The organism is Luteibacter sp. 9135, from assembly GCF_000745005.1.
GTDB lineage: Bacteria > Pseudomonadota > Gammaproteobacteria > Xanthomonadales > Rhodanobacteraceae > Luteibacter.
This window is the reverse complement of sequence record NZ_JQNB01000001.1, coordinates 4,414,525-4,436,003: the sequence shown is the minus strand read 5'-3', so window position 1 is coordinate 4,436,003 and position 21,479 is coordinate 4,414,525. Positions and strand designations below refer to the sequence as shown.

Below are 21,479 nucleotides of genomic sequence, written 5' to 3'. Positions count from 1 at the left end.
TGCGGCGGGGTGGGTCGCCCACATCGTGGGCTGCTACACGGGGTATGCAGCATGAGGTACGCGTATGCGGCGTACGTTGGGCGGTCAGAACTTTTGCTGGTAGCCGACGTAGAAGTAGCGGTCGATGTCGTAGGCGGGGTTGTAGGGCGGGCTGCCGCCGCCGGATGAGGACACGTTGTAGAACAGCGGGCCCTTGCGTGCGAACACGTTGTTGATGCCGACGCGGAAGCTGCCGTTCCAGGGCGCCTGCCAGCGGAGTTGGGCGTCATGGAAGGCGACACCGCCCTTGCGGCTGATGCCGGTGACGCCAGTTAGCGCGTTGGTCTCCGTGGGTCGATTGCACTCGACGCCTGGCGACCAGCACGCGTCGTTCAGGCCGGAGAAATAACGTACCGTCCAGGTGGCGCCGAAGCGCTCGCGCGCCCAGTCCAGGGAAAGGTTGGAACGCACGCGATACAGTCCCTGCACGCCGTTCATGTAGCCGGCCAGTTGGCGTGGCGTGGCGCCCGTGGCGCTGGTCTGCGCGTAGTCCTGCAGATAGGTGCTGTCCGAGAGCAGGGCGAACTCGCCCCATCGCGTCACCGGGAAGCGGTAATGCACGCCCAGGTCGTAACCTTCGGTGCGCAGCGAGCCGAGGTTGGCCAAGCTCTCGTCCAGCGAGGTGATGGCCCCGGCGGCATTGCGCGTGAAGCGTCCGCAGTAGGTCGGGTCGTTGGCGACGTAGCAGAAGTCGAGGATGTCGCCCGCGAGGATCGGGGTGATGACGTCCCGGATGGCCACCTTGTAGTAGTCGAGCGTAACGTCCAGGCCATCGAGCCGGCTGGGGCTATAAACCAGGCCGGCGGTGCGCGTGATGGACGACTCCGGCTTGAGCGCCGGATTGGCGCCCGACGAGAAGGCGACGGGGTTCTGCCCACCCGTCGCCGAGGCGATCTGCGCACCGGATTGCGCCACCTGGCGGTAACCTGGCGGCAGACCGGCGGCGGCACAGCGTGCGGCCACGTCGGCGTGGCCGGCTGCGGCACCGTAGGCGGTGTCGCAGGGGTCGAGGAAGCTCTCGAAGCTTTCGCTGGTGCCGGCATAGAGGTCGGCCACCGTCGGCGCCCGGAAGCCCTCCGCGTATGTGCCGCGCAGCAGCAGGTCGTCGAACGGCTTCCAGCGGAAGCTGTACTTGCGCGCGCTGCGGCCGCCGAAGGCGGAGTAGTGCGAATAGCGTGTCGATACGTTGACCGCCAGCTCGCGTGCCAGCGGCAGGTCGGCCAGCAGCGGTATGTCCAGCTCCACGTAGGCTTCGTTCGCCACGTAGCCGCCATCGGTGGGCGCGCTGGCCAGTTGCGTGGTCAGCCCGGCGGCATCCGCGGCGTACGGCGCATAGCGGCCGCGCTCGTCGCGGTGCTCGACGCCGCCCGCCACGCGCAGGACACCAGCGGGCATGTCGACCACGCCGCCGGTCAGGTTGGCGATGATGTCGTTGCTGCGCGTGGTCTGTCGCGAGGTGCCAGTGGAGGAGACATAGCGCCACACCGAAGCGGGGGTAGCGCCCGGACCGGCGAGGATATTCCACGGCAGGCAGCCGGCCGCACGGTCGGCGGCATCGGCGCAGGTCGGTTGCCCGTCGATCGGAGTCGTGGGGCCGAGCGCCTTGCGCGCGTGGTCCAGGTCGATGTTGCCGCTAGTGGTGGTGCTGCCGCGCGCCTCGGAGTACGCGTAGGTGACGTCCCAGTTCCAGACGTGGTCGCCCCAGTTGAAGTTGCCTTCGGCACCACCGTCGATATGGAACGTCTTGCTCTTCGCCCACGTGACACGCGGAAACTCGGTGGTGCGCCGGAAGAATGCGGTGTCGTCACCGGGGAACGGGTTGTAGGCATTGTCGGCGTCGATCAGCAGCGGTGTGCCGCGACCCGCGCCGCTTTGCAGAGGGTAACCTGCGGCCTGCCACGAGGTGTCGCGCACGCCGTAGCTGGCCATGCCGCGCAGCGCGATGTCGTCGGTGAGGTTGTAGCGGCCCGTGGCGAACAGGTTGCGCAGCTTGCTGCCCGCGCGGAAGGTCATGTCGCGTGTGGTCGCGTACTTGTCCGCGGTGCTGTTGGGGTCGTAGGGATGGTAGTCGGCCAGGTCGGCGCTGTCCGCGGTGACGCCGGGGCCGTGGTTCAGCACGTAGGCACGCCCCGGCTGGCGTGGATCGTAGACGCCGCCGTAGGGTCCCATCCCGAAACCGCTGTCCGGATGGCGCGGGCCGCTGGGCAACCGCGTCAGTGCCCGCTTGGCATCGCTCAGGTCGTCGCCGTCTTCGTAGTTGGCGCCCAGGATGAGCGAGGCGTCCTGCGTGCTTTTGCCCCAGGTGAAGCTGCCGTTCTTCTGTGCGCCGTCGCCGCGGCCGTTGACGCCGTACAGCACGTCCGCCGAGGCACCCTCGAAGCGATCGGTAGTGATGATGTTGACCACGCCGCCGATGGCATCGGAGCCGTAGATCGACGAGGCACCGTCCTTGAGCACCTCGATGCGCTCGACGATGGCGACAGGCAACGTGGACAGATCGGTGAGGCCGCCCAGGCTGGTGGTCCAGCGCCGGCCATTGACCAGTACCAGGGTGCGTACCGCGCCCAGGTTGCGCAGGTTGGCATAGCGTCCACCGGCATCGCGGCTGGAGGACAGGGTGTCCTGCGGCGTGACTTCGGGTGTGCCCGCGGAGGGCATCCTCGCGATGATGTCGTCCAGGCGGGTAAGGCCCGTGGCCTTGATGGCCTGGCGGTCCATGACGACCACCGGCTGGGCGGTTTCCACATCGGTACCGCGGATGCGTGAACCGGTCACCGTGACATTGACGGGCGAGAGTGTCTCCGCCGACGACGGCGCGGTTTGCTGGGCGCGTGCCACGGAGCCGAGCAGGCAGCCCCCGAGCGCGACGGCGAGCGCCGCACGTCGACCCGCAACGTGGCGCTTCTGCCCGGAACTGACGTGCATACCCTGAAACCTCCCAAACCCGCCGCGATCCACCCGGCCACGACGATCACGCGAAGATAACGCGTGCGACGTGACCGGGGCAACCGGCGAAGGTCATGGGTCGGTCATGGCACGGACGCGGTCGTCGCCTGGCCGGAACCGATGTTCTTCTCGAGGAAGGCCTGCAAGCGGTTGTAGAACTCCTCGACGTTGGCCGGCTTGACGAAGCCGTGGCGCTCGTCCGGCTTGGTCAGCGTCTCGTAGGGCTTGTGGGCGGCGTCCAGCGCCGCGCGCATCGCCTTGAACTGGGCGAAGGGTGCGCGCTGGTCGTCTTCGCCGTGCACGAGGAACACCGGCACGTCGATCTTGTCGGCCAGGTGCGTCGGCGAGTTGGCGGCCAGGTCGGCCTCGTCGCGGCCGATCACCGTGGTGAGGTAGCTGCGACCGCTCTTGGATTGTTTAATGTCGCCCTTGGCATACATCATGTTCAGGTCGTAGATGCCGTCGTAGGCCACCGCGCACTTGAACACACCGGGCGCACGCACCGGCACCATCAGCGCGGAGTAGCCGCCGAAGCTGGCGCCGAACACGCAGACCCGCTTGGGATCCGCGAAGTTCTGGGCGATGGCCCACTTCACGCCGTCGATCAGGTCGTCCTGGATACGCGTGCCCCACTTCAGGTAACCCGCCTGCTCGAAGGCGCTGCCCCGACCGCCGGAGCCGCGGTAGTTGACCTGCAGCACGAGATAGCCCCGGCTGGCGAGGAACTGCGCGTCGGTATCGTAGTACCAGTCGTCGGCGATGCCGTGCGGCCCGCCATGCGGCAGCAGCACCATCGGCAGGTTGGCCTGCGCGGCGCCCTTGGGGAAGGTGAGGATGGCTTCCAGTTCCAGGCCGTCACTGGCCTTGAAACGCATCGGCCGACGCTCGGCCATTTTCGCCGGATCGATCCAGGGCTGTGCGTCGAACAGCTTGGACACCTTGTACGTCTTGGTATCGATCAGCATGTAACGGCCCGGCTCGCGGTCGCTGGCCACCTTGAACATCAGCTGCCCGCCGTCCTGGCTGAAGCCGATGAAGCTGACGAAGGCACCCGGGAATTTCTGTGACAGGGCCAGGTGCAGCTTGGCGATCGGTGCCTGCGGGTCGATGTACTCGGCCTTCGGTATGCCCGTGTCGGCGATCGTGCCGAACGGACGCAGCGGTGCCGGCGTCCACAGGCCGGCGGAGCTCACCATGCTGAAGTCGTCCTTGCGGATCACCTTCGTGTTACCGCCGTTCTCGTCCTGCTCGACGTACTCGCCGCCGCGGCCGTTGGGGCTGTATCGCGCGTAGATGCGCTCGCTGCCGGCCACCTTGGCGATCGGCGTAAAGTTCTGGTGGTCCGCGTTGCCCGGCAGCTTGGTCCAGCCGCTGCCGTCGTGGCGCAGCACCACCCACTTGAAATTGTCGTCCGTGCCGAAGGCGAAGCGGGGCGTGCCGTCGGGAGCGATCATGAAGCTGAGACCGCCCTGCGCGATGTCGGCCATCTGCCGCCGGGCACTGGACTGGGCGTCCACGTCGTACAGCGTGCTCTGGTCCTGGTTGTCCCACGGCGTGGCGCGCATGTAGAAGTGGCCGTTGGCGGTCACCGGCGCACCCTCGATCGTGCCCCAGCCGCGGTCGAGGGCGCGCGTGGACGCACGCTTGCCGACACTCTCGAAACCGTAGAGGTAGTCGGCGTTCTTGCCGTCGACGTCGATGGCCATCAGTTCGCCGGTATAGGAGGCGGCGCCAATGGAGCCGTCCACCTTGCCGCGCGCCACCACCAGTCGCGTATTGCTGGCCCAGACCATGTCCGCCGGCATCTCGTAGGTGGGCATGCGGATCAGGGTCACCGGCTTGTTCAGGTCGCTCACGCGGTAGATCGACAACCCGTGTGTCTTGCCGTCAGGGTCGTGGAACGCCATGGAAACGTACTGCCCGTCCGGCGACAGCTTGGGGTCGCTCAGCGGCATGCGGCGGGCGAAATCGGCGACCGGGATCAGATCCGCGGCAGCGGCGGCGGTCGTGGCAAGGCACAGCGCGGCCAGCAATGGCCGGACAAGACGGTGGTTCATCCTCAACTCCCCTGGTGGTTCGGCATCCATGACGGCACCGCCCCCCGGACGGCACCCAGCGCCGGGATATAGCCGATTCGTGCGGATACGGCAAGGGAAGACGGTAAGGCCTTGGCAAGGCGAGGCATCGAACCGGGCCCGGCGCCGGTGGCCTCGCCGCCGGCAGTCCCCGACACCGGGGGTGGGGCGGTACACTGGGCGCCTGCGTTCGCCCCAGGTCTTCCATGAGCACTCCGTTCGTCGTCCATTTCGATCCCGTCGCCCTGTCGCTCGGGCCCCTCCAGGTCCACTGGTATGGCTTGATGTACCTGGGCGGTTTCCTCGGCGGCTGGGCCCTCGGCGAATACCGCCGCCGGCAAGGCCGCCTGCCGGTCAGCTCGGAGCGCCTGGGCGACCTCATGTTCTACCTGATGATGGGCGTGGTGCTGGGCGGTCGCGTCGGCTACATGCTGTTCTACACGCCGATCAACTGGATCTGGACCGACCCGCTGGCGCTGTTCCGCGTCTGGGACGGCGGCATGTCTTTCCATGGTGGCCTGATGGGCGTGGTGCTGGCTGGCCTGTTCTGGTCGCGGCGCAACGGTATCAAGCTGTTCGACACGATCGACTTCGTCGCGCCGCTGGTGCCCCTGGGCCTCGGCCTGGGTCGACTGGGCAACTTCATCAACGGCGAGTTGTGGGGCAAGCCCACCGACCTGCCCATCGGCATGATCTTCCCGCACGCGCCGGACGCGCTGCCACGCCATCCCAATCCGCTGTACGAGTTCGCGCTCGAGGGCGTGGTGATGTTCATCGTGCTGTGGATCTTCTCGATGAAGCCGCGCCGCCGTTACGCGGTGTCCGGCTTGTTCGGGCTGCTCTACGGTTGCTTCCGGTTCCTGATCGAATTCGTGCGGGTGCCCGATGCCCAGTTGGGTTACCTCGCCTTCGGCTGGGTCACCATGGGTCAGGTGCTGTCGCTGCCGCTCATTGCGCTGGGCATCCTGCTGCTGGCCCTGTCCCGGCGTGCGCCCTATGCGCCGCTGGCGGCCCCCGCGACGTCGGCGGCCACCGCCCCGACACCCTGACCGCGACGTAAGCCATGCAGCCCTATCTCGAACTCCTGCGCCACGTGCTCGACCATGGCGCGACCAAGGCCGACCGCACCGGCACCGGCACGCGTAGCGTGTTCGGCTGGCAGATGCGTTACGACCTGTCGAAAGGTTTCCCACTGGTCACGACGAAAAAACTTCACCTGAAGTCGATCGTGCACGAGCTGATCTGGTTCCTCCAGGGCGACACCAACATCGCTTACCTCAAGGAACACGGCGTCCGCATCTGGGACGAGTGGGCCGATGCCAACGGCGACCTTGGCCCGGTCTACGGACGGCAGTGGCGCGCCTGGCCCACGGCGGACGGCAAGACCGTCGACCAGATCGCCTGGGTGGTGGACGAGATCAAGCGCAACCCGGATTCGCGCCGGCTCATCGTTTCCGCCTGGAACGTGGGCGAACTGCCGCAGATGGCGCTGATGCCGTGCCACACCCTGTTCCAGTTCTACGTGGCGGACGGGAAACTGTCGTGCCAGTTGTACCAGCGTTCCGGTGACATCTTCCTCGGTGTGCCGTTCAACATCGCCAGCTACGCCTTGCTGACCCACATGATCGCGCAGGCGACCGGGCTGGGCGTCGGTGACTTCGTACACACCCTGGGCGATGCGCATTTGTACGCGAACCATGTCGAACAGGCGACGACACAGCTGGCACGGACGCCCCGTGCGTTGCCGCGCCTGGTATTGAATCCGGCGGTGACCTCGGTGTTCGACTTCCGCTTCGAGGATGTCGCCATCGAAGGTTATGAGCCGCATGCGGCCATTCGGGCGCCGGTTGCCGTGTAGGAGCGCACGCGCGTGCGCGAACCCTCAATGTAGGAGCGCACGTACGTGCGCGAACCCTCAATGTAGGAGCGCACGTACGTGCGCGAAACCTCAATGTAGGAGCGCACGTACGTGCGCGAACCCTCAACGTAGCTAGCGCGACCGATGCCGCGCCCCTCATGCCTGTAGGCGTTTCCGACCGCCAAACGAAGCCGTCGCTTTTCCTAACCTTCTGCCTCATTCGCCTCAGAAAACGATGAGGTTTCGCCCACATCGTGGGCTCCTACGAGGGGCGGGTCGCGGCGAGGGCACGGGCGAGTGGTAATGACGTTCCGGGCGTTTACGTCGAGGTGGCCTGGACGAGACGTCGTGTCGACATGGAGCGGTCTACGGTCGCCTTTTGACGCGGAGGTGACCGATGGATAACCCCAAGCGTGGCGACAAGGTGACGTGGAAGACGTCGCAAGGCACGACGAAGGGCACGGTGGAGCGCAAGCTCACCGCACCCACGAAGATCAAGGGCCACGAGGTGGCCGCGTCGCCGGACAACCCCGAATACTTGGTGGTCAGCGACAAGACGGGCGCGAAGGCGGCACACAAGGCAGGCGCCCTGAAGAAGGATCGGGGCGCCTGACCCGCTTGCATCAGTCCGGTTATGGGATGATGCGTTCCGCGCGAAGGCGGGCGAAGGCATCGAAGAAGGCGTCGTCCGTGGGCTGGTAATCGAGGAAGCCCATGCGGCGGCTCTTCGACATGTCGGTGACGACTTCGATGGGTCGGCCGAGGTCGGCGTCGCTGTGCCATGCCGAGACCAGGCGGTGCATGTCGGGTTCGGCCAGGCCGTGCTCGGCGACGATGCGTTCCCACAGCGGCGCGTCCGCTTCCATCTGTTGCTCGAGTGGCAGCACGCTACCGTCGAACGGCGCGGCCTCCAGGCCGAACCACTGCGCGATGCGCGACCACATCCAGCTCCAGCGGAATACATCGCCATTGACGACGTTGAACGCCTCGTCCGCGGCGACAGGCGTAGTCGATGCCCAGACCAGGTGCCGCGCCAGCTGGCGTGCATCGGTCATGTCGGTAAGGCTGCGCCACTGCGCGTCGGAGCCCGGAAAGCGGAACGGCCGGCCGGTGGCCTTGCAGATCGAGGCGTATACCGCGAGCGTGGTCGCCATGTTCATGGCGTTGCCCACCGCCACGCCGATCACCGTATGCGGGCGGTGCACACTCCAGTGGAAGCCGTCGCGCTTTGCCGCCGCGAACACCTCGTCTTCCTGCGCATAGTAGAAGTTGTCCACGTCCAGTCGCCCCTGCTCCTCGCGGAACGGGGTTTCCGGCAACACACCCTGGCCATAGGCCTCGAAGGGGCCGAGGTAATGCTTCAGGCCGGTCACGAGCGCCACATGCCGCACGCTGCCGGCGTCACGCAGTCCGTCCAGCAGGTGGCGAACCATCGCGCTGTTGACCCGGATGTTCTCCTTTTCGTTCGCCTGGCGCGACCATGTGGCGACGTAGACGTGGGTGGGCGCGATGCCGGCCAGCGCATCGCGGGTGGCCTGGGCGTCGGTGAGATCGGCGGCGATGCCAGTCACGCCGGCGCGTTCACCGGGGCGCCGCGCCAGTGCGGAGACCTGCCAGTCGCTCGCCACGAGGCGTTCGGTGAGGGCGCTGCCGATGATGCCGCTGGCGCCGACGACGAGTGCATGGTTCATGGGGTTACTCTTGTGGGGACATCCCCTCACCATAAAGACGCTGGCAGCCCGTTCCAAGAAGGCACCAAAAGGTACCCACGCATGAAACCCGGTTCCCCCGACGACGACTGGCTGGAAGACTGCGCCCCGCGCCGCGTGCTGGAACTGTTCGCCACGAAATGGACCAGCATGATCCTGCATACCCTGCACGCGCGGCACGGCGGCGAGGCCCGCTCCGGCGTGCTGTTGCGCAGTCTGCCCGGTATCTCGAAGAAGATGCTCACCCAGACCCTGCGCGAGCTGGCGGACAGCGGGCTGGTCCAGCGCCGTGTCGAGGACGGCGCGGTGCCACCGAGTGTCCTGTATGCCCTGACCCCGCTCGGGCAGCGGCTGGTCGAGCCGATCGAGATGATCTATGGGTGGGCCCGCGACAATGCCCGCGCACTCGACGATTTACGGCCCCGTGCCACCTCGCGGCGCCGCTAGCCCGGCAAAATCAAACGGTCGTTAGTTTCCCCGCCGGCCGCGGAGGACTACCATTCGCACCGCACGGGCGCACGCCGCCCGATCTCTTTTCCCTTTTTTGAAGGATGTTCCATGGCCGTACACCTGGTTGCCGCGCTCGACGAAAACTTTGCCATCGGCAAGCAGGGAGGCCTTCCCTGGAACCTCCCCGACGACCTGCGTTACTTCAAGAAGCTGACCACCGGCAAGTCGGTGTTGATGGGTCGCAAGACCGCCGAATCGATCGGCAGGGCGTTGCCGGACCGCACCAACTACGTGCTGTCGCGCAAGGGCGAGGCCCCTTTTCCGGGGCAGATCACGGTCCGTTCGGTGCAGGAGGCCCAGGCCAGCTGCAGCTACTCGGGGCTGATGGTGATCGGCGGCGGTGAAGTCTTCCGCGAGGCGCTGCCCTATGCGCGCACCCTGTACCTGACCTGGGTGTATGCCGCGGTCGACGGGGCCGACGTGTTCTTCCCGGGCATCGATTTCAAGGAGTGGGCCGAGGTGTCGCGCGTGCACCACGCGGCGGACAAGGAGCACGCCTTCTCGTTCGACATGGTCGAATACGTCCGGAACGTCTGATGCACGTGCTGGCCGGCGTCCTCGTCGACGGCGCCGGCAGGCTGCTCATCGCCCAGCGGCCGCCCGGCAAGCACCTGGCCGGGCTGTGGGAGTTCCCGGGCGGCAAGCGGGAAGCCGGAGAAACCCCGGTGGAGGCGCTGCTGCGCGAGCTGGACGAGGAACTGGGCATCGCTGCCGATCCACTCTCGTTCGAGGCGCTGATACGCATTCCCTGGACCTACGGCGAGCGCACGATGCTGCTCGAGGCGATCTGCATCCGCGCCTGGAGCGGCGAACCCCGGGCGCTCGAAGCCACGGCGCTGGCATGGAAGGACCCGCGGCACATCGATGCGGCGCAGCTGGCCCCGGCCGATCGTCCCATCCTCGCCGCGATGCGCCTGCCGGCGCATTATCCGATCACGCCCGCCGACGAATCACCGGATCGCGTGGCCAGCGTCTTGCGCGTGGCGCTGGCGCGGGGAGAGCGGCTCCTGCAACTGCGTCTTCCGGGGCAGCCCTGCGCGATGACGCGCCAGATCGCGGCATCGATGAAGGAGGAGCTGGGGCGCTTCGGGGCGACGTTGCTGCTCAACCGGGATATCGAAGGTGCGCTGGCGCTGGGCGAGGGCTTCGGCGTGCACCTGGGTGCCGCGCAGTTGCACGCGTTGAGCGCGCGCCCGCTGCCGTTCGCGCAAAGGGTCGGCGCCTCGTGTCACGACGCTGACGAGTTGGCCCTGGCATCGCGGCTGGGCTGCGATTTCGCCACGTTGTCGCCGGTGCAGCCGACGCCCAGCCATCCGGACGCCGAGCCGATGGGCTGGCCGCGCTTTGCCCGGCTTGCCGAAGCGGCATCCCTGCCGGTCTTCGCGCTGGGTGGACTCGGCCCTGACGATGTGGCGGAAGCGCGGTTGCACGCCGCACAGGGCGTGGCGGGTATCGCCGGGTTTTTCTGAAACGTTCGGCTTATTTGCTTTTCAGCCGGGCGACCAGCGCGTGCAGGGTGGCCTGGGTCTCGTCACTGAAAAAGCCGTCGATGAAGTCCGCACCCAGCAGCCCCTCGGTGTTTCCCCAGACGGCGAGCAGGTCGGCGCGGGCGATGGCGCGCGTACGGAGCATGGCGCCCGGCGGTGCCTTGAGCAATTCGCCGGCCCACAGCACGGCGCGCGTGACCACCTGTTCCACCGTGGCCAGTTCGTCGACAAGACCGATGGCGTGGGCCTGTTCGGCATCGATCAGCGCACCGGCCACCAGCAGACGCTCCGCGCGCCAGGCGCCGACGATGCGGCGCAGGGCGAACTGGATGGGCTCGGGCACCGACAGACCCACCTGGACCTCGTTCAGGCCGATCTTGTAGACGCCATGGGCCATGACCCGGTAATCGCAGAACAAGGTGAGCACCGCGCCACCGGCCGGGCTGTGCCCGGTGATGGCGGCGACGGTGGGCACCGGCGACGCGGCGATGGCGCCGCACAGGGCGAAGAACCCTGTCCAGAACTCGCCCACGCCGTCGCGATTGCGTTGCATCAAGGCGGGAACATCGACACCCGCCGAGAACATGCCCTGCGCACCCGACAGCACGATGGCCCGGGCACCGTTGCCGGGTGCGTCGACGATGGCCTCACGCAAGGCGTTGACCAGGCCCATGTCGAGCGCATTCACCGGCGCACGCGCCAGGCGGATTTCGTGGATGCCGCCCTCGTGCGGAAGGATGTCGAGCATGGCGCGGTTCCTTATTTGATGTCGCTGGGCGACCACGTGTAGCGCAGCGCGTAATCCAGCGTGGCGGAGCCATTGGCCGGCACCTCGACGTTGAACTCCAGCACGTCGGGCGTGCTCTTGGTCGGCTTCACCGAGGACGACACCACCGTCCAGGCACGCCAGCGGGCCGGATGCTCGCGCAGGGTGACCGTGCGCTTCACGTCACCGGCGTTGCTCAGCACGATGCGCGTGCCTTCGTCGATGCGATGCTGCGCCTCGTTGGCGGTGAACGAGGTCTGCTCGCGCTTGGCGGTCAGGTCGAAGGCGTTGCCGAGGGTGATCGTCGCGTCCTTGTTCTTCGGCGTGTCGCCGAGGCGGCCTTCGCCCAGCAGCTCGGCATTGCCGTCGCGATCCACCGTCAGCACGCGCACATAGCCGGCGGGCAGGGCGTCGAACGCCTTGAAGCCCACCGTGGAGACGATGGGCGTGCCTTCCTGCGGTTGTCCGAGGTCGCGTTCCAGCTGCGGCTGCTGCCCGTAATAAGCCCTGCCGGTGTCGTAAACCGCCTTGCGCTCGCACGACAGGGTGCGGCTTTCGTACAGCGGGGTCTGCGTCACGCTGCCGTCGGGCAGGTCGATGGCGGCCGGCAGGGTATAGGTGCGCAGGTCGCCCAGCGTGGCCTGCTCGGGTGCGGCGTCCTCCATGGCCATGGGCGCAGGTGCGGCGGCTGCGCGTGCCATGAACATCTTGGGCTGCGGTGCGGCCTTCGCGCGGTTGGCGTCGCCGGCCACCAGCTTGAGCGAGACATCCTTCCAGTCGCGTCCGCTGCGGTTGGCGATGCTTGCCGCGGCGGTGAAATTCATCGAGCACGTGTCGCCGGGTGCCAGCGTGGCGACATAGGCGCCGCGCCAGCCGATGCCGGAGGTGGGGTAGTCGAGCTGGGCCGAGGTGCTGCCTGCGCCCGAACCTGCCACGCGTACCTGCAAGGTCGATCCGCGGGCGAAGTCCGCCGCGTCGGTGGCGCGCAGGGCCGAGTAGTTGCGGATCAACGTGGCCTTGCCACCGGTGTCGCGGACCACCAGCGCGTCGCCACCGCGCACCAGCGTGCCGCTGGCGATCGGCTGGCCGCCGTCGCCGATGACGGTGACGTTCCGGCCCACCAGGCCGGCCACCGCACCGTCGAAACCCTGGCCGAGCAGCAGGCGCTGCGACAGCACGCGGGTGTCCTTTCCGGGAAAGCGCAGCGACATCGCTTCGCTGTCCAGGGCGGACGGCAGGCCGTCGATCGACAGGTCCTGGGTGCCGCCCTTGAGGTCGAAGGATCGACGCTCGTGGACCACGGCGTAGCCCTCGGCGGAGACGGCATCGCCGTTGGTGGCGAACAGTTGATCGCCGTCGGCGCGGTACAGGGTGAGCGAGGTGCGCTCACCGGCCGCGAGGGCGGGCAGGGCGACGGCGCTGGCTATCGCAAGGGCAAGGATACGACGCGACATGATTCACTCTCTCCATGATGACCCTGCCGAATCATACATAGCCTTCGTGAATGCGCGTGATCTTGCGAACCGCCGCGCCCAGGCTCAGGCGGGCAGGGTGCCCGCCGCATCGCGGATTGCTTGCGGGATCGGCACCGGGCGGCCGGTCTTCGGGCTGATCCAGACCATCGTGACGCTGCCGTCGCAATGGATCTTCGTGGCGTCGTCGCTGGTCACGATGCGGTGGCCGACCGTCATGGAGCTGTTGCCGATGCGGTTGATATACAGCTCGATCTGGATATCCGCCGGCCACTCGATGGGCAGCCGGTAGTTGAGCTCGCTGTGCGCCATGACTGGCGCACCGTCCTCGCCGTACCACTTGTCCGGCAATTGTTGCAGCCACTTGATCCGGGCTTCCTGCAGGTACACGAGGTAGTTGGCGTTGTTGACGTGGTTGTAGGCGTCCAGATCTTGCCAGCGTACCTCCATCGGGGTGATGAAGACGGGGTTGGGCGTGGTCGGGGTCTCGGTCGTCATGCCTTGGCTTTCTTCTTCGTGGCGGTTTTCTTCGTCGCAGCGCTGGTTTTCGTCACGGCGGCCGTTTTCTTCGCCGCGGCCGTCTTTACCGACGCGGCCGGTTTGGCGGGAGCCACGGATTTCGCAGGCGTCTTTCCGCTCGCCTTGGGGGCGGCCTTCGGCACCGGCGCACGCACTGGTTTCAGGTGGGTTTTCAGGAACCTGCCCGTGTGCGACTCCGCCGTGGCGGCCACCGTTTCCGGCGTGCCGCTGACCAGGATGCGTCCGCCACCGGCGCCGCCTTCGGGGCCCAGGTCCACCAGCCAGTCGGCCGTCTTGATCACGTCGAGGTTGTGCTCGATCACCACCACGGTGTTGCCGTGCTCGACGAGTTTGTGCAGCACCTCGAGCAGCTGCTCGATGTCGTGGAAGTGCAGGCCGGTGGTGGGTTCGTCAAGGATGTAGAGCGTGCTGCCCGTGTCGCGCTTGGACAGCTCCTTCGACAGCTTCACGCGCTGCGCCTCACCACCGGAGAGCGTGGTGGCGCTCTGGCCGAGCTTGATGTAATCCAGGCCCACCGCGCGCAGCGTTTCCAGCTTGCGGGCGATCACCGGCACGTTCTCGAACAGCTTGAACGCATCTTCCACCGTCATGTCGAGCACGTCGGCGATGGTGTGGCCCTTGTACAGCACTTCCAGCGTTTCGCGGTTGTAGCGCTTGCCGTGGCAGACGTCGCAGGGCACATACACGTCCGGAAGGAAGTGCATCTCCACCTTGATCATGCCGTCGCCTTCGCAGGCTTCGCAGCGACCGCCGCGCACGTTGAAGCTGAAACGTCCCGCCAGGTAGCCGCGCTGACGCGACTCCGGCACCTGTGCGTAAAGCTCGCGCAGCGGGGTGAACAGGCCCGTGTAGGTTGCCGGGTTGGAGCGCGGGGTGCGTCCGATCGGCGACTGGTCGATGTCCACCACCTTGTCGAACAGCGACAGGCCTTCGATCGACTCGTAAGCGGCCGGCTGCTCGCCGGCGCCGTTGAGTTCCATCGCGGCAAGGCGATAGAGCGTGTCGTTGATCAGCGTGGACTTGCCCGAGCCCGATACACCGGTCACGCAGGTGAACGTACCGACGGGAATGCTTACGTCCACGTCCTTGAGGTTGTTGCCCGTTGCGCCCTTCAACTCCAGCCACTGGTCGTTGCGCGCCGGACGCCGCACCTTGGGCACGGCGATGCCGCGCTCGCCGGTGAGGTACTTGGCGGTGACCGAGGCCGGCGTGGCCAGCACCTGCGCCAGCGTGCCCTCGGCCACGATATGGCCGCCATGCACGCCGGCGCCGGGGCCGATGTCCAGGATGTGGTCAGCGGCGCGGATCGCGTCCTCGTCGTGCTCGACGACGATCACCGTATTGCCCAGGTCGCGCAGTCGGGTGAGCGTGCCCAGCAGGCGTTCGTTGTCGCGCTGGTGCAGGCCGATGGACGGCTCGTCCAGCACGTACATCACGCCCACCAGGCCGGCACCGATCTGGCTGGCCAGGCGGATACGCTGGGCCTCGCCGCCCGAGAGCGAGTCGGCCTGGCGATCCAGCGTGAGGTAGTTGAGCCCCACGTCGTTGAGGAAGGTCAGCCGCTCGCGGATTTCCTTGACGATCTTGACCGCGATCTCGCCGCGCCAGCCGGGCAGCTTCAGCCCGTCGAAGAAGGCCAGGGCGCGGTCGATGGCCAGCGAGGTGAGCGACGGAATGGCCTGGTCGGCGACGAAGACGTTGCGCGCCGAAGGATTCAGCCGCTGGCCGCCGCAGTCGGGACAGGGATGATCGGCAATGTAGCGGGCCAGTTCCTCACGGACGGCGTTGGATTCGGTCTCGCGGTAGCGGCGCTCGAGATTGGGCAGGATGCCCTCGAACTTGTGCTCGCGGGTGACCTTGCCGCCACGCTCGGTGATATAGCGGAACGGGATGACATCCTTGCCCGAGCCGTTGAGCACGGCGTTCTGCACCGACTTGGGCAGCTCGCGCCAGGGCGTTTCCGGGTCGAAGCCGTAGTATTTGGCCAGCGACACGATCAGCTGGAAATAGTGCGCATTGCGGCGATCCCAGCCGCGCACGGCACCGCCGGCCAGGCTGAGTTCGGGGTGGCCGACTACCCGCGCGCCGTCGAACACCTGGGTCACGCCCAGGCCGTCGCAGGTTGGGCAGGCGCCCACCGGTGAGTTGAACGAGAACAGGCGCGGCTCGAGTTCCGGCAGCGAGTAATCGCAAAGGGGGCACGAGTAGCGCGACGAGAACAGCTGCTCGTCGGCCTTGCGGTCGTCCATGTCCACCAGCACCACGATGCCGTCGCCCAGGCGCAAGGCGGTCTCGAACGACTCGGCCAGGCGCTGCTTGATGTCGTCGCGCGGGCGGAAGCGGTCGATCACCGCCTCGATGGTGTGCTTCTGGCGCAGCGTCAGGGGCGGCACGGCATCCAGGTCGTACACCTCGCCGTCTACGCGCGCGCGGACGAAGCCCTGGGCCCGCAGCTGGTCGAAGACCTGGACGTGTTCGCCCTTGCGTTCACGGATGACCGGGGCCAGCAGCATCCAGCGCTTTTCGGGGTCCAGCGCCATCGCCGTGTCCACCATCTGGCTGACCGTCTGGGCCTCCAGCGGAATGGCGTGGGTCGGGCAACGCGGGGTGCCGACGCGCGCGTAGAGCAGGCGCAGGTAGTCGTACACCTCGGTGATCGTACCGACGGTGGAGCGGGGGTTATGGGACGTCGACTTCTGCTCGATCGAAATGGCCGGCGAGAGGCCTTCGATCGTGTCCACGTCGGGCTTTTCCATCATCGAGAGGAACTGCCGCGCGTAGGCGGACAGCGACTCGACGTAGCGACGCTGGCCTTCGGCATAGATCGTGTCGAAAGCCAGCGAGGATTTGCCCGAACCGGACAGTCCCGTGATGACAATGAGCTTGTCCCGGGGCAGGTCGAGGTCGATATTCTTGAGATTGTGCGTGCGGGCGCCGCGGATGCGAATGCTGTCCATGTGCCTACATAAATGGGGGAAGCCCCGGACTATACCAAGGGTTTTCCGCCTTCATTCAGCGTCGACTTTTGACGGTTCATCACAGCAGTTGTGCGGGGGTGGTCGGTGCTGCTCCGGTGGGTGTCGTGAGCCCTGCCGAAGGCGGGCGCAGCGGGGCTGCCCGACTCGGCTACCATGGCCGCTGCCCCGGGGAGGGGTGACCATCCATCCGAAGAGGAATACACCCATGCGTAAGTGGACAGGGATCGCGGCCGGCCTGGTGCTGGCGGTTTGTACGGGCCAGGCGATGGCCGCCGCGCCGAGCGAGCAGCAGGTGCGCCAGCTGATGGATGCCGTGGGCATGGGGCGGATGCTCAGCCAGATGAACAGCCAGATGGCGGGCGTGATGCAGAACGCACTGCCCTGCGTGCCGGCCAGCTACTGGCAGGGCTTCGTGGACGCCAACGCCACCAACCAGCTGATCGGCCGGATGGTCCCCGTCTACCAGAAGCACTTCACCGCCGAGGATATCGACGGCCTGCTGAAGTTCTATCGCTCGCCCCTGGGCCAGAAAGTCATCACCCAGATGCCCGCGACCATGGCCGAGGGCATGCAGATCGGCAAGCAGTGGGGCCAGGAACGCGGCCAGCAGATGATCGCCCAGCTGCAGACCCAGGGTACCCTCAACGCCCAGGGCCAGTGCCCGGCGGCCGGCGCCGCCGCCAAGCCGGCTCCGGCGCCTGCGCCCGCCCCCTCCAAGAAGAAATAACGCCCCAAAGGGGGGTGTAGGAGCGCACGATGTGCGCGAAAGGGGCACGCAATGGCCCGGAATGGCGCCGGGCCTGTGGCTGATGCCCGGAGCCTGGGCCCCGGGCCCTGGGCCTTGAAGGGTGCCTCGTCATCGCTTTGTCGGCTTTTCGCGCACATCGTGCGCTCCTACCCTTGGGTGTGCGCTCCTACCCCTCTGATTGACCTGGCCTTTTCCCACTGGCTATAATTGGCAGTTCGCACGACCCGTAACACCTAAAAAGAACTACATAATCAGCAACAGGAAATAACCATGAGCTACGCAGTCATCAAGACCGGTGGCAAGCAGTATCGTGTGATGGCAGGCGAAGTCCTGCGCGTCGAGCTGCTCACCGCTGAAGTCGATTCCACCGTCCAGTTCGACCAGGTCCTCCTGGTGGGCGAAGGCGAGTCGATCACCGTCGGCGCCCCGTTGGTCGCCGGTGCCACCGTCAGCGCGAAGATTCGCGCCCACGGTCGCGCGGATAAGATCCGCATCGTCAAGTTCCGTCGTCGCAAGCATTACAAGCGCACGCAGGGACATCGTCAGCATTACACCGAAATCGAGATCACGGGCATCAACGCCTGATCTGCCGGAGGATATGAGTCATGGCACATAAGAAAGGCGTAGGTTCCAGCCGTAACGGTCGCGATTCGAACCCGAAGTATCTCGGTGTGAAGATCTATGGCGGCCAGGCTGTGGAAGCCGGCAACATCATCGTTCGTCAGCGTGGCACCAAGTTCCACGCTGGCGTGGGCGTCGGCCTCGGCCGCGACCACACCCTGTTCGCGCTGGTCGATGGCACGGTTGCCTTCAAGACCCGCGGCGACAAGGGTCGCAAGTTCGTCGACGTCGTCCAGGCGTAAGCCTTTCCGACGCGATAACGAAGGCCCCGCCCACGGCGGGGCTTTTCGTTTGTAACGCGGCATCACTTTTTATCCAGGTTCCCCATCCATGAAATTCGTCGACGAAGCGCAAATCAGAGTCTCGGCCGGTGACGGCGGCAACGGCTGCGTCAGCTTCCGTCGAGAGAAATTCATCCCCTTCGGTGGCCCTGACGGCGGCGACGGCGGCAGTGGCGGCTCGGTCTGGCTGGTGGCGGACGAGGGCCTGAACACGCTGGTCGACTTCCGCCATATGCGCTCGTTCAAGGCCAAGCGCGGCCAGGCCGGCATGGGTAGCCAGATGTACGGCAAGGGTGCCGACGATGTCGATATTCGCGTGCCCGTCGGCACGGTCATCACCAACGTCGATACCGACGAAGTCATCGGCGACCTCACGGCGCACGGCCAGCGCCTGAAAGTGGCGCAGGGCGGTCGTGGCGGCCTCGGCAACATCCATTTCAAGAGCTCGGTGAACCGCGCGCCGCGCAAGTTCACCCCGGGTACGCCCGGTGAGGTTCGCGACATCAAGATGGAGCTGCGCCTGCTGGCGGATGTCGGCTTGCTGGGCTTTCCCAACGCAGGCAAGAGCACGTTCATCCGTGCCGTGTCGGCAGCCACGCCGCGCGTGGCGGATTACCCGTTCACCACGCTGCATCCGAACCTGGGTGTCGTGCGCATCGGCACCGATCAGAGTTTCGTCGTTGCCGATATTCCCGGCATCATCGAGGGTGCGGCCGAGGGTGCGGGCCTGGGTATCCAGTTCCTGCGCCATGTATCGCGTACCAGCCTGCTACTGCACGTGGTGGACATCCGGCCCATTGACGGCTCGGACCCGGTGGAGCAGGTGCGTACGATCGAGCACGAGTTGAAGAACTTCGATGCCGAACTGGTTGAGCGTCCGCGCTGGCTGGTCATCAACAAGTCCGACGTTTATTCCGATGAGGACGAGCTGAAGCAGGTAGCCGACGACATCGTTGCCCGACTGGAATGGAAGGAGCCCTGGTTCCTGGTGTCGGCCGCTTCGGAGATCGGCACGTGGGATGTCTGCCTGAAGGTGCAGCAGTTCTTCGACGCCGAGCGCGAGAAGCACCGCGACCAGAAGGAAGTGTCCAACGACGTGCGTATGCGGGGCGAGTAACGCGGGGGTGGCGTAGTGGGTGCGGTATTGCCGGGGCGTCGTTTTGCGTCGTGCCGGCCTATCGCGCACATCGTGCGCTCCTACAGCGCGTGACGCATCATCTGGCCATGTAGGAGCGCACGATGTGCGCGATCCACGATCCACGATCCACGATCCACGATCCACGATCCACGATCCACGATCCACGCGATACCCCTGAAACGCACACAAAAAAGCCGGCTTTCGCCGGCTTTTCCGTAAACAGCGATGTCGCGCAGGCTTACGCCAGGTCGCGGATCTTCGCGTTCAGGCGGCTCTTATGGCGAGCTGCCTTGTTCTTGTGGATCAGGCCGCGGGCAGCGTAACGATCCATCACCGGCACGGCGATGGCGTACGCGCTGACTGCGCTTGCCTTGTCCTTGGCGTCGATCGCCTTGACGACCTTCTTCAGTGCGGAACGCACCATGGAACGCGCGCTGACGTTGCGCAGACGGCGCTGCTCCGACTGACGCGCACGCTTCTTCGCGGACTTGATGTTGGCCAAGGTGAAGCTCCAGAGTTCGGTTGGTTTTAAGAAAGACGCCCATTTTGAGGCCAAAGCCGGGGCGCGTCAATAGCTTAGGGCCCGCACGGGCAGGCCCGTCGGGCGATCCGGCGGTGACCGCCCGGAAATTTCCAGAAGGTGGACTGTCCTCCGCCCGGTCGCCGCTGTCAAACTACGCGTTTAGGCAACCCCCGGCACGGATGAAAACCCCCAGTCTTCTTCGCGGCATGCTGTCCTTCAGCGGCATGACCATGATCTCTCGCGTGCTCGGCCTGGTACGCGACATGGCGATCAACGCGTCGTTCGGTGCCAACGCCGCCACGGATGCCTTCTGGGTGGCCTTTCGCATCCCCAACTTCATGCGCCGTCTGTTCGCGGAGGGCTCGTTCTCCACCGCCTTCGTGCCCGTGTTCACCGAGGTCAAGGAAACCCGGCCGCACGCGGACCTGAAGGACCTGATGGCGCGGACGTCCGGCACGCTGGGTGGCGTGCTGCTGGTGGTCGTGGCGCTGGGGGTGGTCTTCGCGCCGCAGGTCACCGCGCTGTTTTCGCCTGGCGCGGTGGACTCCGCGGGCAAGTTCGATCTCACGGTGAACCTGCTGCGCCTGACCTTTCCCTTCCTGCTGTTCGTCTCGCTCACCGCGTTGAGCGGCGGCGCATTGAACAGTTTCCACCGCTTCGGCCTGCCGGCGCTCACCCCGGTGATCCTCAACCTGTGCATGATCGCGGGCGCCCTGTGGCTCGCGCCGCGCCTGCAGACGCCGATCATGGCGATGGGCTGGGCTATCCTGGTTGCCGGTTTCCTGCAACTGGTGTTCCAGCTGCCCACGCTGAAACGGCTGGACCTGCTGGCGCTGCCGCGCTGGGGCTGGCGCTCGCCGGAGGTGCGCCGGATCATGACGCTGATGGTGCCGACTCTGTTCGGATCGTCCGTGGCGCAGATCAACCTGCTGCTGGATACGGTGATCGCTTCGCTGCTGATCGCCGGCTCGCAGAGCTGGCTGTCCCAGGCCGACCGCTTCCTCGAGCTGCCGCTGGGCGTGTTCGGGGTTGCGCTGGGCACCGTCATCCTGCCTTCGCTGTCGCGCCACCATGTGGCCACCGATAAGGACGGCTTCTCCCGCGCCCTCGACTGGGGCCTGCGTACCACGCTGCTGATCGCGGTGCCGGCCATGTTCGCCCTGATGATCCTGTCGTTCCCCCTGGTGGCGACCATTTTCCAGCACGGCCGTTTCACGGCGTTCGACACGAAGATGGCGTCGATGTCGATCTCCGCGTTGAGCTTCGGCCTGCCGGCGTTCGCCTTGGTCAAGGTGGTGTTGCCGGCCTTCTACGCCCGCAAGGACACCCGCACGCCGGTCCGCGCGGGCGTGGCCTCGCTGGTGGCCAACATGGTGTTCAACGTCGCTTTCCTTGGCCTGCTGTTTTTTCTCTGGGCCACCCCGGCGCAGAAAGCGGGCTCCTGGATGGCGGCGCTGGCGACCATCCCGGGGCTGCACATGGCACTGGGCATGGCCAGCGCCCTGGCCAGCTACATCAACCTGCTGTTGCTGTGGCGCTGGCTGGGCAAGGCTGGCGTCTATACGCGGCAGCCGGGATGGGGCCGGCACTTGGTCCGCCTGGCGGTGGCCTGCGCCGCGATGATCGTGGTGCTGCTGGTGGGCCTGCACGTGTGGCCGGAGTGGAGCGACGTGGAGAAGTGGGAGCGGGTGGGGCACCTCGCCATCCTGGTCGCCGCCGGCGGTGGCGCCTACGTCACGGCGCTCTTCGCCCTCGGATTCCGCCTGCGCGACCTGCGGGCGCGCTGAC

The 21,479-nt window shown here is 66.5% G+C and carries 19 protein-coding genes; 11 read left to right on the top strand and 8 right to left on the bottom strand.

Features of this window, described 5'->3' with window-relative positions; translation table 11 throughout:
• Positions 1-84: 84 nt before the first annotated feature.
• Positions 85-2,964 carry a TonB-dependent receptor domain-containing protein gene (locus FA89_RS18840; RefSeq protein ID WP_036143223.1) on the bottom strand — a complete coding sequence of 960 codons (2,880 nt, stop codon included), beginning with the start codon at positions 2,962-2,964 and terminating at the stop codon, positions 85-87.
• Positions 2,965-3,068: 104 nt separating this feature from the next.
• A complete protein-coding gene (locus tag FA89_RS18835; protein ID WP_036143222.1) occupies positions 3,069-5,042 on the bottom strand; it encodes an alpha/beta hydrolase family protein in 1,974 nt (657 codons plus the stop codon).
• Between the two features lie 224 nt (positions 5,043-5,266).
• Here FA89_RS18835 and lgt point away from each other — a divergent pair, with 224 nt between their 5' ends.
• The 3 genes from lgt to FA89_RS18820 all read left to right on the top strand — a co-directional run bounded on the left by lgt (position 5,267) and on the right by FA89_RS18820 (position 7,531).
• A complete protein-coding gene (lgt, locus tag FA89_RS18830; RefSeq protein ID WP_036143217.1) occupies positions 5,267-6,109 on the top strand; it encodes a prolipoprotein diacylglyceryl transferase in 843 nt (280 codons plus the stop codon).
• A 14-nt stretch (positions 6,110-6,123) separates the two neighbouring features.
• Positions 6,124-6,918 (top strand): thymidylate synthase, encoded by a 795-nt coding sequence (locus tag FA89_RS18825; protein ID WP_036143213.1) that lies wholly within the window; start codon positions 6,124-6,126, stop codon positions 6,916-6,918.
• 397 nt (positions 6,919-7,315) lie between these two features.
• A complete protein-coding gene (locus FA89_RS18820) occupies positions 7,316-7,531 on the top strand; it encodes a DUF2945 domain-containing protein (RefSeq protein ID WP_036143208.1) in 216 nt (71 codons plus the stop codon).
• 19 nt (positions 7,532-7,550) lie between these two features.
• Here FA89_RS18820 and FA89_RS18815 read toward each other — a convergent pair whose 3' ends face one another.
• Positions 7,551-8,609 (bottom strand): SDR family oxidoreductase, encoded by a 1,059-nt coding sequence (locus tag FA89_RS18815; RefSeq protein WP_036143205.1) that lies wholly within the window; start codon positions 8,607-8,609, stop codon positions 7,551-7,553.
• A gap of 81 nt (positions 8,610-8,690) precedes the next feature.
• Between FA89_RS18815 and FA89_RS18810 the strand changes: the two genes are divergently transcribed.
• The 3 genes from FA89_RS18810 to FA89_RS18800 all read left to right on the top strand — a co-directional run bounded on the left by FA89_RS18810 (position 8,691) and on the right by FA89_RS18800 (position 10,606).
• Entirely contained in the window at positions 8,691-9,074 is a 384-nt protein-coding gene (locus FA89_RS18810; protein ID WP_036143202.1) for a winged helix-turn-helix transcriptional regulator, read from the top strand.
• Positions 9,075-9,185: 111 nt separating this feature from the next.
• Positions 9,186-9,674 carry a dihydrofolate reductase gene (locus FA89_RS18805; RefSeq protein ID WP_036143200.1) on the top strand — a complete coding sequence of 163 codons (489 nt, stop codon included), beginning with the start codon at positions 9,186-9,188 and terminating at the stop codon, positions 9,672-9,674.
• Positions 9,674-10,606: a Nudix family hydrolase gene (locus FA89_RS18800; protein ID WP_036143197.1), complete on the top strand. Its 933-nt coding sequence runs from the start codon at positions 9,674-9,676 to the stop codon at positions 10,604-10,606. The genes FA89_RS18805 and FA89_RS18800 overlap by 1 nt, the downstream gene beginning before the upstream one ends.
• 10 nt (positions 10,607-10,616) lie before the next feature.
• Here FA89_RS18800 and FA89_RS18795 read toward each other — a convergent pair whose 3' ends face one another.
• The 4 genes from FA89_RS18795 to uvrA all read right to left on the bottom strand — a co-directional run bounded on the left by FA89_RS18795 (position 10,617) and on the right by uvrA (position 16,359).
• Entirely contained in the window at positions 10,617-11,372 is a 756-nt protein-coding gene (locus FA89_RS18795; protein WP_036143194.1) for an enoyl-CoA hydratase/isomerase family protein, read from the bottom strand.
• An 11-nt stretch (positions 11,373-11,383) separates the two neighbouring features.
• The gene (locus tag FA89_RS18790) at positions 11,384-12,844 is read right to left on the bottom strand and encodes a DUF4139 domain-containing protein (protein WP_036143190.1); all 1,461 of its coding nucleotides are present in this window, start codon (positions 12,842-12,844) and stop codon (positions 11,384-11,386) included.
• Between the two features lie 84 nt (positions 12,845-12,928).
• A complete protein-coding gene (locus FA89_RS18785; RefSeq protein WP_036143188.1) occupies positions 12,929-13,360 on the bottom strand; it encodes an acyl-CoA thioesterase in 432 nt (143 codons plus the stop codon).
• On the bottom strand, positions 13,357-16,359 hold the full coding sequence (gene uvrA, locus FA89_RS18780; protein ID WP_036143186.1) for an excinuclease ABC subunit UvrA: 3,003 nt from the start codon (positions 16,357-16,359) through the stop codon (positions 13,357-13,359). The genes FA89_RS18785 and uvrA overlap by 4 nt, the downstream gene beginning before the upstream one ends.
• Positions 16,360-16,585: 226 nt before the next feature.
• Here uvrA and FA89_RS18775 point away from each other — a divergent pair, with 226 nt between their 5' ends.
• The 4 genes from FA89_RS18775 to cgtA all read left to right on the top strand — a co-directional run bounded on the left by FA89_RS18775 (position 16,586) and on the right by cgtA (position 19,147).
• The gene (locus FA89_RS18775) at positions 16,586-17,107 is read left to right on the top strand and encodes a DUF2059 domain-containing protein (protein WP_036143183.1); all 522 of its coding nucleotides are present in this window, start codon (positions 16,586-16,588) and stop codon (positions 17,105-17,107) included.
• A gap of 291 nt (positions 17,108-17,398) precedes the next feature.
• Entirely contained in the window at positions 17,399-17,713 is a 315-nt protein-coding gene (rplU, locus tag FA89_RS18770) for a 50S ribosomal protein L21 (RefSeq protein WP_036143179.1), read from the top strand.
• Positions 17,714-17,733: 20 nt separating this feature from the next.
• Entirely contained in the window at positions 17,734-17,991 is a 258-nt protein-coding gene (gene rpmA / locus FA89_RS18765; RefSeq protein WP_036111438.1) for a 50S ribosomal protein L27, read from the top strand.
• 88 nt (positions 17,992-18,079) lie between these two features.
• On the top strand, positions 18,080-19,147 hold the full coding sequence (gene cgtA, locus FA89_RS18760; protein ID WP_036143176.1) for an Obg family GTPase CgtA: 1,068 nt from the start codon (positions 18,080-18,082) through the stop codon (positions 19,145-19,147).
• A gap of 259 nt (positions 19,148-19,406) precedes the next feature.
• On the opposite strand, the gene rpsT is transcribed toward cgtA, so the two are convergent.
• Positions 19,407-19,670, bottom strand: coding sequence for a 30S ribosomal protein S20 (gene rpsT / locus FA89_RS18755; RefSeq protein WP_036143173.1), 264 nt, complete (start codon positions 19,668-19,670; stop codon positions 19,407-19,409).
• Positions 19,671-19,870: 200 nt separating this feature from the next.
• On the opposite strand from rpsT, the gene murJ reads away from it, so the two are divergent.
• Positions 19,871-21,478: a murein biosynthesis integral membrane protein MurJ gene (gene murJ / locus FA89_RS18750; RefSeq protein WP_036143171.1), complete on the top strand. Its 1,608-nt coding sequence runs from the start codon at positions 19,871-19,873 to the stop codon at positions 21,476-21,478.
• Position 21,479 lies beyond the last annotated feature (1 nt).